The 15,836-nt window shown below is 57.3% G+C and carries 17 protein-coding genes; 7 read left to right on the top strand and 10 right to left on the bottom strand.

All coding sequences use genetic code 11. From position 1 onward, the window contains the following. Window positions 1-22: 22 nt before the first annotated feature. The 9 genes from BC777_RS09320 to BC777_RS09280 form a co-directional block, all read right to left on the bottom strand. The gene (locus tag BC777_RS09320; protein WP_100367783.1) at window positions 23-367 is read right to left on the bottom strand and encodes a hypothetical protein; all 345 of its coding nucleotides are present in this window, start codon (window positions 365-367) and stop codon (window positions 23-25) included. A gap of 14 nt (window positions 368-381) precedes the next feature. Continuing rightward, window positions 382-804: a hypothetical protein gene (locus tag BC777_RS09315; RefSeq protein WP_100367782.1), complete on the bottom strand. Its 423-nt coding sequence runs from the start codon at window positions 802-804 to the stop codon at window positions 382-384. 27 nt (window positions 805-831) lie between these two features. After that, window positions 832-1,359, bottom strand: a complete 528-nt coding sequence (locus BC777_RS09310) for a GbsR/MarR family transcriptional regulator (protein ID WP_245834218.1) — start codon at window positions 1,357-1,359, stop codon at window positions 832-834. 76 nt (window positions 1,360-1,435) lie between these two features. Further along, window positions 1,436-2,047, bottom strand: a complete 612-nt coding sequence (gene plsY, locus BC777_RS09305; RefSeq protein ID WP_100367781.1) for a glycerol-3-phosphate 1-O-acyltransferase PlsY — start codon at window positions 2,045-2,047, stop codon at window positions 1,436-1,438. Further along, on the bottom strand, window positions 2,047-3,330 hold the full coding sequence (gene pyrC, locus BC777_RS09300) for a dihydroorotase (RefSeq protein WP_100367780.1): 1,284 nt from the start codon (window positions 3,328-3,330) through the stop codon (window positions 2,047-2,049). Before pyrC ends, plsY begins: the two co-directional genes overlap by 1 nt. Before the next feature lie 67 nt (window positions 3,331-3,397). Continuing rightward, window positions 3,398-3,979 (bottom strand): hypothetical protein, encoded by a 582-nt coding sequence (locus BC777_RS09295; RefSeq protein ID WP_100367779.1) that lies wholly within the window; start codon window positions 3,977-3,979, stop codon window positions 3,398-3,400. Between the two features lies 1 nt (window position 3,980). Then, window positions 3,981-4,535, bottom strand: a complete 555-nt coding sequence (locus tag BC777_RS09290; protein ID WP_100367778.1) for a hypothetical protein — start codon at window positions 4,533-4,535, stop codon at window positions 3,981-3,983. Then, entirely contained in the window at window positions 4,532-5,488 is a 957-nt protein-coding gene (locus tag BC777_RS09285; protein ID WP_100367777.1) for an aspartate carbamoyltransferase catalytic subunit, read from the bottom strand. Before BC777_RS09285 ends, BC777_RS09290 begins: the two co-directional genes overlap by 4 nt. Window positions 5,489-5,540: 52 nt before the next feature. Beyond that, on the bottom strand, window positions 5,541-6,311 hold the full coding sequence (locus tag BC777_RS09280; protein ID WP_100367776.1) for a hypothetical protein: 771 nt from the start codon (window positions 6,309-6,311) through the stop codon (window positions 5,541-5,543). Between the two features lie 101 nt (window positions 6,312-6,412). Here BC777_RS09280 and BC777_RS09275 point away from each other — a divergent pair, with 101 nt between their 5' ends. The 5 genes from BC777_RS09275 to BC777_RS09255 all read left to right on the top strand — a co-directional run bounded on the left by BC777_RS09275 (window position 6,413) and on the right by BC777_RS09255 (window position 13,241). Continuing rightward, window positions 6,413-7,204, top strand: coding sequence for a uracil-DNA glycosylase (locus BC777_RS09275; RefSeq protein WP_100367775.1), 792 nt, complete (start codon window positions 6,413-6,415; stop codon window positions 7,202-7,204). 11 nt (window positions 7,205-7,215) lie between these two features. After that, window positions 7,216-7,770: a hypothetical protein gene (locus BC777_RS09270; protein WP_133122534.1), complete on the top strand. Its 555-nt coding sequence runs from the start codon at window positions 7,216-7,218 to the stop codon at window positions 7,768-7,770. Between the two features lie 7 nt (window positions 7,771-7,777). After that, window positions 7,778-8,320, top strand: a complete 543-nt coding sequence (moaB, locus tag BC777_RS09265; RefSeq protein ID WP_100367773.1) for a molybdenum cofactor biosynthesis protein B — start codon at window positions 7,778-7,780, stop codon at window positions 8,318-8,320. Between the two features lie 71 nt (window positions 8,321-8,391). Continuing rightward, entirely contained in the window at window positions 8,392-9,846 is a 1,455-nt protein-coding gene (locus tag BC777_RS09260; RefSeq protein WP_100367772.1) for an efflux RND transporter periplasmic adaptor subunit, read from the top strand. Further along, window positions 9,846-13,241, top strand: coding sequence for an efflux RND transporter permease subunit (locus BC777_RS09255; RefSeq protein WP_100367771.1), 3,396 nt, complete (start codon window positions 9,846-9,848; stop codon window positions 13,239-13,241). Before BC777_RS09260 ends, BC777_RS09255 begins: the two co-directional genes overlap by 1 nt. Here the strand turns inward: BC777_RS09255 and BC777_RS09250 are convergent. Then, window positions 13,238-14,041, bottom strand: a complete 804-nt coding sequence (locus tag BC777_RS09250; protein WP_100367770.1) for a protein-disulfide reductase DsbD domain-containing protein — start codon at window positions 14,039-14,041, stop codon at window positions 13,238-13,240. The genes BC777_RS09255 and BC777_RS09250 overlap by 4 nt on opposite strands. A gap of 104 nt (window positions 14,042-14,145) precedes the next feature. On the opposite strand from BC777_RS09250, the gene BC777_RS09245 reads away from it, so the two are divergent. Together BC777_RS09245 and BC777_RS09240 are read left to right on the top strand one after the other, a co-directional pair. After that, window positions 14,146-14,715 (top strand): YqgE/AlgH family protein, encoded by a 570-nt coding sequence (locus BC777_RS09245; RefSeq protein WP_100368084.1) that lies wholly within the window; start codon window positions 14,146-14,148, stop codon window positions 14,713-14,715. A gap of 270 nt (window positions 14,716-14,985) precedes the next feature. Then, window positions 14,986-15,750, top strand: coding sequence for an SDR family NAD(P)-dependent oxidoreductase (locus tag BC777_RS09240; RefSeq protein WP_100367769.1), 765 nt, complete (start codon window positions 14,986-14,988; stop codon window positions 15,748-15,750). Window positions 15,751-15,836: the final 86 nt, after the last annotated feature.

Raw genomic sequence — 15,836 nt, 5'->3', positions numbered from 1 at the left:
GTTGCCTCCGGGGTGCATTGATCTAGGCGGCCTCTGAACGGGCTGCTGCCTGCGCGACGACATCGCGCAAGGTTGCGATGGCGTGGGTGAAGCCCAAACCAAGACCAAGAAGCGACACGCCGATTGCTGCCAAGACAGTTTCAACATTGATACCTGCCAAGGTCATAAAGATGCCTGCGGCGATGATCATCACCGCACCGGTGCCAATGGCTATAAAACCGGTCACGATGGTCAAAGACCCGGCCCTTGCCGCGCGTCCGGTTGCTGGACAGTCTGACAGTGCCTCACCAATGCGAAAAATCATGTATGACAGGCCCGCCAGTGCGCAGGCGGTCACAAAGAAGAAGGCGGTAAAGAGAAGTGGCATTTTATGTCCTTTCGTTAGGTTCTGAGAATACGGATGTTTGGATGAAAGCTGGCATAAAGTGATCCAAAGGTACCTCCATAGAGCGGGGCAAAGATCATACCGAAACCGGCAAAGAACACGATTGCTTCGTTTGCTTGGTCGATATTTCCGTTTGCCAAAGTCACAATGCCGATCACTGCGGCCATGATGAAGTTCCCGGCTAAACCAAGAAGCGCGTAAGCCCCAAATCGTGGTTTGATATGCCCTACGGCCCACAACAGAAGGGGTGTGCCAATGACCAAATAGGGGAGGATCCCGAATGGCAAAGCAAACAACCCAAGAACGGTCCAAAACGTCAGCGCGGTGACCGCAAGAGGCGCACAGATGAGTGCCGCGACGAAGGCGGTCGGATGGACCGAATAGCGTATTTGGTTATGTATTTCAGTTATTTCTGTCATTTCAGAAACTCCTAATCAAAAAAAGGGTCAGTTTGATTTGGGCAGGAACCGTGCAATCCGGCCGCCAAGTCTCAGCGCCGCCATTTGCACCCCACGGGGTAGTCGCGCGACATCCATGTACCATTTGTCGAACATCTGCATGGTTTCCAGCGTCTCGGCCATGCGTGCTTTGACTTGGGGTGGGGTTGCATCGTCCTGCGCTTTTGCTGCGACCTTTTCGAGGGCTGCGATGGTAGGTGCAAATTCGCGGTTGCGGCGGCCTTCGATCACAACATGCGCAAGGTCGAACATGTCGCGGATGGAGTGGAACTTGTCACGCCGGTCGCCCAGATCGCGGCTGATGCTGACCAGTTTCCAAGCTTGCAGTTCCTTGAGTCCGTTTGATACGTTTGACCTTGCAAGGTTCAGCGCTTCACAAATCTCATCCGCGGCCATTGGTTTGGGTGACAGATGCAAAAGCGCATGGATTTGCGCGACGGACCGGTTGACCCCCCATTTGGTGCCCATTTCTCCCCAGTGGAGGATAAAGTCTTGCATGGTTGCGGTAAGTTGCATCTGATTTCCTAAATTTCTGTAATTTCAGAAATAACAGGATATATCGAAACGTCAAGCAGATTCGGCGTGCTTTCGTTCAGGTGCTTTTTGCGCCGATCTTGGTCTCGGCACCTTTGCGCAGGCGCATGATGTTGCCCCAGTGCCGGATGTAGATCAGAAAGCAAAGCGCAGCCGAGAGAAGAAACATCTCGCCTGTTGTGATGAAGCCGATAACCAGCGGAATCCACCCGGCTGTAACCAAGGCAGCGAGCGACGAATAGCGCGAGACCCCAGCGACGAAGAGCCAGATGGCGCAGGCGATCAAGCCGATTTGCCAATTGACGGCCAGCATGATGCCAAAGTAGGTGGCAACCCCTTTGCCCCCTTTAAACCGCAGCCAGACCGGGAAACAATGGCCTAGGAACGCCATGAGCCCGCCCAGTTGTGCTGCGTCTTTTGATGCGAGTTGGCTGGCGATCAGCACGACAATTGCGCCTTTGGCCGCGTCAAAAAGCAGGGTCAGGGCCGCCGCTTTCTTGTTCCCGGTCCGCAGCACATTGGTGGCCCCGATGTTTCCTGATCCAATCTCTCGCAGATTGCCGAGGTTCATGAGGCGCGCAAAAATCATCCCGGTAGGGATGGATCCCGCCAGATAGCCGATGACGGCCCAGAGGGCCAAAACCAGGTAAGTGCTTTCGATGTCAGGCATTATGCGCCCTCCCAGATGCGTTCTCCGCTCACCCAAGTGCCAAGGATCCGGCCTTGCATGCGTGCGCCATCAAAAGGTGTATTTTTAGATTTTGACAAGAGTGCCGCACGGTCAAGCTGGAACGGCGCGTCGGGGTCAAAGAGGACCAGATCGGCAGGGGCCTCCGCTTGCAACCGTCCTGCAGTCAGCCCCAGCAGGTGCGCGGGGTTCAGAGACATCGCGCGGAACAGGCGGGGTAGGTCGATCATCTCAGCATGATAAAGGCGCAGGGCGGCGGGCAGCAGTGTTTCGAGACCAACCGCGCCGCTGGCGGCTTCTTCGTATGGTAAGCGTTTGCTTTCCTCGTCTTGTGGCGTGTGCATCGAACTGATGATGTCGATCAGCCCTTCCGCGACCGCTTGGACCACGGCGACCCTGTCATCTTCGCTGCGCAAAGGTGGCTTGAGTTTAAAGAAGGTGCGATAGTCGGCAACGTCCAGCTCGTTCAGCGTCAGGTGGTGCACGCCGATACCAGCGGTAATCTGCAACCCGTTGCGTTTGGCGCGTTCCAGTGCGGGCAGGGCGCGCGCGGTAGTGATCTGGTCCACATGATAGCGCGCGCCGGTCATCTCCAGCAGCGCGATATCGCGGTCCAGTGCCATGCGTTCGGCCATCGGGCTGACACCCGGCAGGCCGCGCAGTGACGCAAATTTGCCCGAGGTGACGGCGGCTCCTTCTGACAATCCCGGTTCCTGCACGTGCCCGATCACCAGCGCACCCAATGAGCGGGCGTAGGTCAGCGCACGGCTGAAGACCTTGGTGTTGGTCACAACGCGGTCGCAGTCGGTGAAGGCCACGGCCCCTGCGTCTTGCAAAAAGCCGATCTCGGTCATCTCGCGCCCCTCGCGCCCTTTGGTCAGGGCGGCCATGGGCAGAACATGAACAGGCGCGTCTTCCTGTGCGCGCCGTTCGACAAATTCAAGCGTTTCCGGTGTGTCGATGGCAGGCAGCGTGTCAGGGCGTGTGACGATTGTGGTCACGCCACCCGCGGCTGCGGCCACCCCGACTGAGCGAAAGCTTTCCTTGTGGCGTTCGCCGGGTTCAGAGACTTTGACGCCAATGTCGATGATACCGGGCGCAAGGCACTGACCGCCGCAATCGATGACATTGGCGGATTTGGGGGGCGTCGCACCTGCGTCTAACACCTCTTTGATAATGCCGTCTTCGATCAGGATTGCACCCGGCCCGTCGGTCAGGGCGACCGGGTCAATCAGGCGGGCGTTGGCAAAGAAAGTCGTCTTCATCTAGCAGGTTCCTGCGCAAAAGGGTCGTCGGGTTGTCGCCGGATACCAGGCCGGGTGCAACCCTATCCTAAGGAGCGTGTTGCTCCGGTCCAAGTCTCCAGTCATTTCCGGCCTCAAGCCAATGTACAAACTGTTGGCGATATTGCTCAATATCGTCGCGCGGCAGTGGATTTCTGGGATCCTCACTCAGTGTGTAGGCCATGCCTTCGATAAACCAGCGCGGCAAAGATGATGCTTTGATCAGGCCGAAATGTTCTGCCTGCAAATGGTGGATGACCTCATGTCTAATAATGTAGTCCTCCCAACCCGCCGCGTTCACGACGATGGTATTTGCACCCCAGACATACTGCGCACGGAATTCCGAATGGCCAAAACGGTTAAAGCAACGGATTGTGCTACAAAACTGAAATTTGGGCGTTTGCTGGATGGATCCTATTTTCACTTCGACAAAGCGCATGGCCTCTGTTGCAAGGCGTTGTGCTTGGGGCGCTGTGTCCGGGTCTTCTACGCAAAGCGTATCGGTCACGCAGGTCAGACCAAATGTTTCCGGCGCAAGGCTTCGTAATGGTTTGATGGTGTGACAGGCCGTCATCACGATGCCAATGAGTGCAAGACCCAGCAGCATTGCCTTGGGTCGCCGCAGCTCCACTCTAGCCGCCTATCCAGATAAGCAATCCGACGAAGGCAAACATGGCGATCAGCGCATACATCGCGATCATGCCACCGACGCGGGCATCTGATTTTGGCGGTTTAACCTTGGATGTGCCCGCTGTGCCGATGGCTGCCTCAGAGGGGAGCGGTTCGAATTTCACACTGGCGCCTTCTTCAAGGTAAGTGCCGATCCATTTAAGCGGCGCTATTGGCGTGATTGTCGTCTCAAACCCGCCAAATGCTTTCGACAGCACGATCAGGACATGCCCGCTCATCGCGTTCAGCCGTGATGCATGCGGTTTGACGTCCGCTTCGGCGACGCCCAGCCCCTCGGTCAGGTAACCAGCCAGCCCCAGCCCGTCGAGGTTGCTGAGGGGGAAGAGTTCGACGAAGTCGCAGTCTAGATAGGTGACACCCAAGGCCCGGTTGATGGGTGCGGGCGTATCTTCGTCGGTACTTTCGGTAAAGCTGGCCGCTTGATCGGCCGTCAGATTGGCCATGAAAATACGAACCACGCCGCGCTCGGTTGCTTTGATGTGAAACGTCTCGCTCACACCATCACCTCAGCTGGGCTGCGGCTGGCGCGCAGGTTCTGGGCGAGCAGGTCCATTGCGGCCATGCGTACCGCGACGCCCATTTCCACCTGTTCTTGGATGACGGAACGGTTGATATCGTCGGCAATGGTGCCGTCAATCTCCACTCCGCGGTTCATCGGGCCGGGATGCATGACGATGGCGTCGGGTTTGGCGTGGGCGAGCTTTTCCGCGTCAAGGCCGTAGCGGTGGAAATACTCCCGCTCCGACGGGATGAAGCCACCGTCCATGCGTTCCTTTTGCAGGCGGAGCATCATGACGACATCGACGTCCTTCAGGCCCTCTTCCATGTTCTCGAACACTTCCACACCAAAGTCTGCGACGCCCGAAGGCATCAGCGTTGGTGGGGCAATCAACCGGATGCGATTTTCCATCTTGCCCAGCAGCATGATGTTGGAGCGGGCCACGCGGCTATGCGCGATATCGCCGCAAATCGCGATTGACAGGCGGTGCAGACGGCCCTTGGCGCGGCGGATCGTGAGCGCATCAAGCAGGGCTTGGGTCGGATGTTCATGCCTGCCATCGCCTGCGTTCAGCACTGCGCAATTGACCTTTTGCGCCAGCAAATCAACCGCACCCGAATGCGGGTGCCGCACGACCAGCAGATCGGGCCGCATTGCGTTCAGGGTCAGTGCGGTATCAATCAGCGTTTCGCCTTTTTTGATAGAAGATGCCTGCATCCCCATGTTCATCACATCCGCGCCCAGCCGCTTGCCCGCCAGTTCAAAACTCGCCTGCGTGCGGGTGGAGTTTTCGAAGAACATGTTGATCTGCGTCAGCCCTGCCAAAACGTCACGGTGTGCCACTCCACGCCGGTTATGGTCAGCATAGCCGTCGGCTAGATCAAGAAGGGTCGTGATCTCGGTGGGGTGCAGAGGTTCGATACCCAAAAGATGCTTGGCGCGGAATGTCATGGGACCCTCTTGGCAGATGTTCGGGGTCTTATAGGCGGCGGCGCTGCCTGCATCAATGGGGGCAGGTGTGCCCGGTTGGCTGCGTCCGGATATCCCACGGGACCATGAACTGGCTTTGGCGATATGACCAGTTGCCGTAGATTGGGCCATCTTCGCCTTCTATGATCAACGTCGCATGTGCCGTGTGTGTACCCTTGCCAAAAGTCAGGAAAGTCAAATCATGGGCATTTTGCGCAAAGCGCCAGCTCTGATTGAGGTAAATACAATAGCGTTCACCATTTGCCTGATGACTGGCAGATGAGTTGATGACCGCAGGATAGATCGCGCTCGCGAGTGTTGATGCCATAAGTGCAAGCGAAATGGACCAGCTATATATCGCTGCCAGTTTGCGCGATTGGCCAAAAGCCAAAATGACCATCCCTACGAAAATAGGGACTATATGCGCGAGATAGGCATGACCTGTCCCTTCAAATACAGCCGCCATTGGCAAAAAGATGGCGAACCCCATGCACACACCATTTGCGGTGTGCAGCAGTATTTCGAGAAGGCCCAACTTGCCATCTGTCCACCACGGCTTTGTGGTTATCCACCGTACCAATAATCTGAGGACAAGAGCGGTGACCGCCAATCCATTGAGGCTTGCAAAAAATAACACGGCGTAGGCCCATGCGCGTTCCTTGTCGCCCTGTGGTACCAAATACAGATCCAGCCAGACCATCATTGACAAGATGAAGAGTACACACATCCATGCCCAGCAGGCGCGCATCGGAAAGACAATGATCGGGATCAGCGTACAGGCAATTATGAACAACAGAATATGCATGTCGCAGGTCTGCAAGCATGTTCAGCAACTAATCTATGTCAATGCGTTAGTTTTTGCGCAGGCACTGCACAGCGCTGCCAATCAGGTCTATCATAGCCTTGATGGATTCGAGCGAGACATATTGGACCGACCGTGCGCTGTTGGAATGGCAGGTCGAATTGGGGGCGACAGATGCTATTCTGGACGCACCTGTGGATCGCTATGCGTTGGAAGCGGTCAAGGCCGCGCCCAAAGCGGCGACGCCCCCGACGCCCACTGCGGTCGCACCTGTTCAGGCGAAGACGCCGGAGGTTGATGCGGTCGCGCTGGCGCGGGCTGCCGCGCAGACAGCCTCGGATTTGGCGGCACTTTCGGCGGCGATGCAGGCGTTTGAGCAGTGCGAGCTGAAAAAAGGCGCACGCAGCTTTGTCTTTTGCGATGGCAACCCAGCCGCCCGCGTGATGATCATTGGAGAGGCACCGGGCCGGGAAGAGGACCGCGCGGGGCGTCCCTTTGTGGGCCGTGCGGGGCAATTGCTGGACCGGATGCTGGAGGCCATTCAGATGGGCCGTGCGGCGGATGATTCCGCGCGCAGCGTCTATATCACAAATGTGCTGCCTTGGCGGCCGCCGTCAAACCGCACCCCTGACAAGGCTGAGATTGCGATGATGTTGCCGTTTCTGGAGCGGCATATTTCATTGGCTGATCCAGAGATCATCGTTCTGATGGGTAACACGCCCTGTCAGGCTCTACTGGGGCGCACGGGGATCACGCGAATGCGTGGCAATTGGACAGAGGTCTTGGGCAAGCCGTGCTTGCCGATGTTCCACCCCGCTTACCTGCTGCGTAATCCGATTGCCAAGCGCGAGGCTTGGGCCGATTTGCTGGCATTGAACGCGCGCCTGCGCGGCTGAAAGAAGGGCAGATGAAACAACTGGCGGTGATTGCGACCCTGAGTGCGGCACCTTTGGCGGCTGACCCACTGGATCTGATTGACTATGAAGCGCTGTTCGCGGCTAGGGCGGCGGATGTCATGGATGTCTCTGAAACCCGTTCGCTCTTGCGTATTGGCGATGTCACACTGATCCGGGATGAAACTCTGCCACGGGGCTATACGGGTCTTGATGAAGGTGGTCAGGGGGCCATGGGATGTTTTGTGAGTATTCTGGCGACAATTGAAAGCGCGATGCAGGCGTGTGAGGCTGAATTACCCGCCGCACAGGTTGACATGCAAACGGCCTATCGCGCGCAGGCGCTGACCTTCTATGCTAATAATGTGGTGCCGCCTGTAGCGTTTGAAATGGTGGAGCAGCGCTACAACGCCCTTGTTGCTTCTCAGATCGAAGGCGCACGCCCGTTTTGTTCGAACCTTGATTTGGTGACAACGCTGGCGGATCGTATCTTTTCATCAGAAGGTGCAGAAGAAGTGAAAGGGATGATGTCGACCCCCCGTTTGCCCGTCGCCAACCCCTGCCTGTGAGGATCAGATGAGCCGCATTGATGAAACCAAGGACTTTGTACCGGTCCGCATCGCTGTGCTGACAGTCAGCGATACGCGCCAGATGGCGGATGATAAGTCGGGCCAGACACTTGTGGATCGGATCGCGGCAGCGGGCCATGCGCTGGCGGATCGTAAGATCATTGCGGATGAGCGGGATCAGATCGCTGACCAACTGCGCGTATGGTGTGCGGATGATGGGGTTGATGTCGTGATTTCGACCGGTGGTACCGGGTTGACCGGCCGCGACGTGACGGTCGAGGCGCATCGCGATGTCTATGAAAAAGAGATCGATGCATTTGGCACGATCTTTACGATCGTCAGCATGCAAAAAATTGGCACCAGTGCGGTTCAAAGCCGCGCAACAGCCGGTGTGGCGCAGGGGACCTATCTGTTTGCGTTGCCGGGATCTCCGGGCGCATGCAGGGACGCCTGGGATGAAATTTTGAGCAAACAGCTGGATTATCGGCACCGGCCCTGCAATTTTGTAGAAATAATGCCGCGTTTGGATGAGCATCTGCGACGGAAGTAGCGCTGTGGTGCGTACGACTGGACAGCGATGACTAGTCGCCTACCTCATGCAGGCAGGCCAAGGATATTTTAATGCGTTTTTTGCGTCGTAGTCTTACGGGTATTTTCTTACTGGCGGTCACGCTGGTCCTGATCGCATGGGCCGGCACGATGGTGCGCAACGCTGTTGTTGCCCGCATGAACGAAGAGCCGCGCAGCATACCGCAGCGCGAACGTGTTCTGGCTGTCAATGTGATCACGCTGGAGCCACAGACGATCGTTCCAGAACTGACCGTTTTTGGTGAATTGCGCAGCAGGCGGACGCTGGATTTGCGCAGTGCGACTGGCGGAACGCTATTGGAGGTCAGCGATGATCTGATCGAGGGCGGCACGGTTGCGACTGGCCAGCTTTTGTTGCGTATTGACCCGGCCGAGGCGCAGGCCGCATTGGACCGCGCGCAAGCCGATTTACAGGATGCGCAGGCTGAGGTGCGCGACGCAGACCGCGCGGTGACCTTGGCTGAGGATGATCTGGCAGCCGCCCGCGCGCAGGCCAATTTGCGTGATGTTGCCCTGACACGCGCCCGCGATCTTGAGGCGCGGGGCGTTGGCACAGCTGCTGCCGTTGAAACGGCAGAGTTGGACGCATCGTCGGCGCAGGTCACGGTTTTGACCCGCAGGCAATCGTTGGCTGCCGCACAGGCGCGGATTGATCTGGCGACAACCCAATTGGCCCGCGCTCGGATCAGCGTTGCAGAGGCTGACCGCGCGTTGGCGGATACCGAAGTCTATGCTGCCTTTGACGGCACCTTGTCCGGGGTGACGATCAGCCCCGGTGGCCGCGTCACAGACAATGAACTGTTTGCCCAACTGATTGACCCGACCGCTTTGGAAGTGTCTTTCCGTGTCTCGACCTCGCAATATGCGCGGCTGTTGGACGAGGCGGGTGCGCTGATCAATGCGCCGATAGCTGTGACTTTGGATGTATCGGGTGTAAACCTGCGCGCCGAAGGGCAGATTACCCGCGAAGGCGCCGCCGTTGCGGCAGGTCAAACCGGGCGGCTGCTTTTCGCGCGGCTTGAACCCGCACCTGGTTTCCGTCCCGGTGATTTCGTCACCGTGCGGATCAATGAACCGGCGTTAAGCAATGTTGCTTTAGTCCCCGCCACGGCAGTGGCCCCTGATCAGACTGTACTGATCGTGGTCGAAGAGGATCGCTTGCGCGCGGGCGATGTCGCCTTGCTGCGCCGTCAGGGTGATGACGTGATTATCGGGCTGGGCGACAACGCAGGGGCTGTGATTGTTGCCGAACGCTCACCGCTTTTGGGGGCGGGGATCAAGGTCCGTCCGTTGCAGGCCGGAGGGGCAGAGGACGCAGCCGAACCTGAGATGATCGCGCTGGATGATGCGCGCCGGGCCAAGTTGATTGCATTTGTTAACGATGGCCCACTTCCCGATGACGTCAAGGCCCGCATCATTGGCCAGTTGGAAGCGGATGAGGTGTCTTTTGAAACCGTGAGCCGCCTTGAAGCAAGGATGGGCAGCTGATGGTCACCGGGGGCGAAAAACTGACCGCGGGCGCGGGTGGTATTCTGTCCTATTTCACACGGCACCGGACGGCGGCGAACCTGTTGTTGGTCCTGATGCTGACCGCTGGCCTGTTCGCCTTTCCCAATATGCGAGCGCAATTTTTCCCTGATGTTGTCGTTGATGATCTGACGGTCTCGGTCGCGTGGGATGGTGCCGGGGCAGAGGATGTGGACGCGGCGATTGTGCAGGTTCTGGAACCGGTGCTGTTGGGTGTTGAAGGGGTCACATCCTCGACCAGCACATCGCGTGAGGGCAGCGCATCAATCCAGATTGAGTTTGATCCCGGCTATGACATTGACCGCGCTGGAGAAGATGTGCAGGTCGCGCTTGATAGTACCACCAATCTGCCCGCAGACGCTGAGGAACCATCGATCAGGCGCAGCGGCTGGCGGGATCGGGTGACTGATGTTGTGATCACTGGCCCGGTGGGTGTTGATCAGCTAGGCCGCTTTGCAGATGAGTTATCAACCCGGCTTTTTGCTGAAGGTGTCACGCAGGTCATCATCCAAGGGGTTGCCGCACCCTCAACCGTGGTTGAAGTGCCGTCGCTGTCGCTTATTCAGTATGACGTTGGCCTGTCAGAGATTTCAGAGCGGATTGCCGAAGAAGCTGCCGCCGACCCTGCGGGTGATGTATCCAGCAATGCCCGCGTGCGCACAGGTGTGGCCAAGCGCAGCGCCGAAGAGATTGGCGCGATTGTCCTGCGCTCAAACGCGGATGGATCGCAACTGACCATCAATGATGTGGCGACCATACGTGTGGAAGGTACGGACCGGAACCGCGCGTATTTCGTGGGCGATGACCCTGCGATCAAAGTGCGTGTCCAGCGGACCGCACAGGGTGATGCGATTGAAATGCAGCAGATCGTTGAAGATGTAGCCCAAGAGTTAGAGGCTTCTCTGCCCAACGGTGTATTGATTGAACTCACCAACGGGCGGTCAGAGCTGATCGAGGCGCGTTTGAACATCTTGCTTGAGAACGGCCTGACCGGGTTACTGCTGGTGGTTGGCCTTTTGTTCCTATTCCTGAACGCGCGCACCGCATTTTGGGTCGCCTTTGGTATTCCTGTGGCGATGCTGGCGGCAATTGCGCTGATGTATGCGGTTGGGATCACGATCAATATGATCTCGCTTTTTGCGCTGATCATCACCTTGGGGATCGTGGTCGATGATGCGATTGTTGTGGGCGAACATGCCGACTTCAGGGTCCGGCAATTGGGCGAAGACCCCACCGTCGCGGCAGAGCGGGCGGCCAAACGCATGTTCAGCCCGGTGTTTTCGGCGACGATCACCACGATTATCGCGTTCTTTGGCTTGGTCGTGATCGGGGGGCGTTTTGGTGATCTGATTTCCGATATACCGTTCACGGTGATTGTGGTCTTGGCCGCCAGTCTGGTCGAATGTTTCCTGATCCTGCCCAACCACCTGTCACATGCCATCGCCCATTCGGCGAAAGACCATTGGTACGACTGGCCTTCGCGCACCGTGAACCGGGGGTTTGATTGGTTCAAGGAAACGCTGTTTCGGCCCTTTATGGGCTATGTCGTCAAAGCCCGTTATCCGGTCTTTGCGATGGCCCTCGTATTGCTGGCCAGTCAGGTTGCCCTTTTTATCAAAGGCGATGTCAGCTGGCGCTTCTTCAATGCACCAGAGCAAAGCCAAGTGACCGGCAATTTCGCCATGCTGCCCGGTGCCACACGCGAAGATACCTTCGCAATGATGCGCGAGATGCAGCGCGCGACAGAGGCACTTGGCGCGCAATATGAGGCGGAACACGGCATCAATCCATTGCAATTCGTCACAGCCGAAATTGGCGGCAATTCAGGCCGCGGGATTGCAGGGTCTGATACCAAAGATGCCGATCAACTGGGTGCGATCACGATTGAACTGATTGATGCGGACAGTCGCCCTTACTCCAGCTTTGCCTTTGTCGCGGCCTTGCAAGAAAGTGTTGTGCAGCACCCTATGGCCGAAACGGTCAGCTTTCGCAGGTGGGGGTCCGGCCCCGGCGCGGATAGTCTGGATGTACAGATGTTTGGCGCTGACAGCGATACGCTCAAGGCGGCAGCAGAGGCGCTAAAGACCGAGCTGGCCCGATTTGGTGAGATTTCGGGGCTGGAAGATACGCTGGCCTATGACAAGGAAGAACTGATCCTTGAGCTGACACCGCAAGGCGATGCGCTGGGGCTGGGCATTGACGGGCTGGGCCTGGTTCTGCGCAACCGCCTTGGCGGGATCGAGGCAGCGAGTTTCCCTGATGGTGCGCGCTCTGCCACAATCCGGGTAGAGCTGCCCACCGGTGAACTCTCAGCGGATTTTCTGGACCGGACGCAAATTCGCACGCCCGATGGTGTTTACGTGCCTTTGGCCGATGTTGTAACGGTCCAAAGCCGGACCGGGTTTTCGACCGTAAGGCGTGAAAATGGTATCCAACTGATCTCGGTCCTGGGTGATCTGGATGATGAGGATGCGGCGCGCGCGACGGAAATTCAACAGATCATCAACGATGATATCCTGCCACGTATTGAAAGTAATTTTGGGGTTGAAACACAGCTTTCCGGGCAAAGTGAGCAGGAAGATCGCTTTCTTGATGACGCCCGGACCGGGCTGATACTGGTGCTTTTGGGGATTTACCTGACACTGGCATGGATTTTCAGCAGCTGGACACGGCCTGTGGTGGTGATGTCGATCATTCCGTTTGCTTTGGTCGGTACGATTTACGGCCATCATGTCTGGGGCATTCCGATGAGCATGTTCACCGTGGTCGGTCTGATCGGCATGGTCGGGATTATCATCAACGACAGTATCGTCTTGGTCACAACGGTGGATGAATACGCCCAAGATCGTGGGCTGGTGCCTGCGATTATTGATGGCACTGTAGATCGCTTGCGGCCGGTAATGCTGACAACCTTGACGACGGTGCTGGGGTTGACGCCGCTGCTTTACGAAGGGTCCAATCAGGCAGAGTTCCTCAAGCCAACGGTGGTCACGTTGGTGTTTGGTTTGGCCTTTGGCATGGTTTTGGTGCTGCTCGTGGTGCCCTCGGTGATGGCGATGCAGGCGGATGTGTATCGACAGGTGCAAGCGGCCAAGCGCGCCTTGCGCGGGCGCAGGTTGGCTATGTTTGTACCTGCCGGGCTGGGTGCGCTGGGGGCGTTGGTGCTGTTTGCATTGACGGTGGGGCCTGTGCTGCTGACAGGCGCGCCATTGCCCGCGATGGCTACGGCCTTACCCATGCTTGGTGGTGGGATAGTGCCAGCGTTTGGCCTGTTTATGGGCGGGCTGATGGTGTTGCTGCTGGCGATTTACGTCATCGCTTTGGTCGGGCAGGGCCTGCGCCGCGCGCAGGGTTAGCCTGCGCTGCACCCTTGCAAGTCAATCGCGTGACCATCATTGGCCAGCACGGTGATCCGCACACCAGAGCGATCAAAGGCAAAGGGCTGACCGCTGGGGTGAACCATTTCAACCGTGGCACGCAGCGTGGCCCCATCACGGATGACATCCGCCTGCGACACCCAGATGCGCGGGTCGCTCGGTTCAACGACTACGAATTCGGACGCACCGGATGCGGCCACATCAATTTGGGTTGTCATGCGCAAACCGTCGCTGATCGGATCGATCTTGCAGATGACATCGCCCACCTTGGCCTCTGACCGCGTCAGCGGGTCGTCGGCAAGCGCAGCTGTGATGGCTGCGTCCTGCGCGCCGGTTTGCGGCAACACGGTATCGAAAGTATATGTGACTGGAATGCAGATTTCTTCGCACACGCCAACGGTCAGATGACCGCTGATGGGAATATCGCCTGTCACCCCATCCGCAGCAACGATAAGAGGGAAAATCACACTATCGTAGTAGCCGATGGATTTCAGGCCCGCTTCTTCAAAGACGTCCGGCACAGGCCAATGGGGCGTGATGCTGGTGATGCCGCTGTTGCTGGCAAAGCTGAACTGCGGTGGAATACCCGCTTCGCCAGGCGCGCGCCAATAGGTGATCCAACCGGGGGCGAGGGTGATTTTGATGGCAGAGATATGATCTCCTGCGGCAGTACGCCAGCCGGGCAGGATTTCAAATGCGGCCTTGTCACTATAAGATTGCGCCGCGGCAAAGCTTGGCAATGCCATCAAGGCGAGGGGGATCAGCATGTTCTTGCGCATGCCACCTTACTTATTCATCAAGGCTGCAATGGGAAGTCACGTTTGCGACAGGCTTTGCAATGATGGTGCTTGCGTCGCCGCGCGGGCTTTCCCATCCTGAGCCCATGACCGTTTCAGATTCGACCCTTGTCGGTAAGTTGTTAATCGCGATGCCCGAAATGTCGGACCCGCGCTTTGCCAATACGGTGATCTATATGTGCGCCCATTCTGACGAGGGCGGCATGGGGCTCATCGTGAACAAGCCGCAGCCAAAAGTGACCTTCGCCAAACTGCTCAAGCAGATGGACATCCCGGTATCCGTCAGCGTGCGTGATGTCCGCGTGCATTACGGCGGGCCTGTGGACCATCAGCGCGGATTTGTGCTGCATTCGAACGATTATGCGTCTGACAACGGAACGCTGGATGTGGATGATGACTACCGCATGACAGCAACCTTGCAGGTGCTCGAAGATCTCGCGAAGGGTGAAGGCCCGGATGTGTCGATGATGGCGCTGGGCTATGCTGGGTGGGGGCCGGGACAGTTGGAATATGAGATTGGCCAGAATGGCTGGCTGACCTGCGCACCCAATGATGAGATTCTGTTTGGCGGGGACAATGACGGCAAATGGGCCGCAGCTCTCAAGCTGCTGGGTGTTGATCCCTTGCTGTTGTCAGCGACAGCGGGGCGAGCCTAGACAGCTTAGCGGGCGCAATCGCATAGGGCTTAGCACTGCCAAGGGCCACTCAAGTGAATTGATAGAAATAGAAAGAGTGGATTTTCTGAATAAGAAAGCTGAACGTCTTATTTGAGCCCAAACACCCGGATGCCGCGCCTTTCACAAAGGACGGCTTCCAAAAAGAAATGTTCGTAATCAAAAAAAGCCTTTGACCCTGACGTTAGTGTCAGGGCTCTAGGAACAGTTCTTATCTACATCGAAAGATTCGCAGATAGGAGACTGAGCGAAATGACAAATAATGATGTGTGGCAAGGCAAAGTAGCTATTGTCACAGGTGGCAGTTCCGGGATCGGTCAAGCGACGGCGACCGCGCTGGCAGAACGAGGTGCAAATGTCCTGATTACGGGACGCAATGCCGAAAAACTGGCAGAAGTTGTCGCCTTGAGTGACAATATCGAAGCTTTGCAGATGGATAGCTCGGACCCCAAGAGTGGTGAGCGGATCGTTGACTCGGCCATGTCTCGTTGGGGGCGTATTGATTTGGTTGTTAACAATTCAGGTGCCGGGCAACTCGCCCCAGTAGAGTCCTATGACCCGGATGTCATTGCAAATATGGCTGCCGTGAACATAGTCGCTCCTTCCGTTCTGGTGAAGGCTGCCCGTGCCGCATTGAGCGATAGCAAAGGGGCTATCGTGAATATCGGGACTGCTGTGTCACGTAATGCGGCACCGATGCTGTCGCATTATGCTGCGACCAAAGTCGCCTTGGAACATCTGAACAAATCCTGGGCGGTAGAGCTAGCGGGCGACGGCATTCGGGTCAACGCCATTGCACCGGGACCCGTTAAGACGGGTGCATTGACCGGAATGATGGGTCTGCCTCAAGAAATGGCCGACCAGATTGAGGAACAGGAAGCAGCACAAGTGCCGTTGGGACGTCGGGGTGTGACCGCCGATATCGTGCCTTGGATTTTGTGCCTCGGAAGTGCTGAAAACGAATGGCTGACCGGTCAAGTCCTGACCATCGATGGTGGCTGGTCACTGCGCGTATGATCTGACGGGAACCGGCTGGTTGAAATCCGCCACCCGGTTCTCCTTGATAAACACGTTTAACGCTAACATGTACGTCAGGCTTTGTA

The sequence above is a fragment of the Yoonia maricola genome, from assembly GCF_002797915.1.
Taxonomy (GTDB): domain Bacteria; phylum Pseudomonadota; class Alphaproteobacteria; order Rhodobacterales; family Rhodobacteraceae; genus Yoonia; species Yoonia maricola.
The sequence above is the reverse complement of the archived record's forward strand: the minus strand, read 5'-3'. Positions and strand labels throughout refer to the sequence as shown.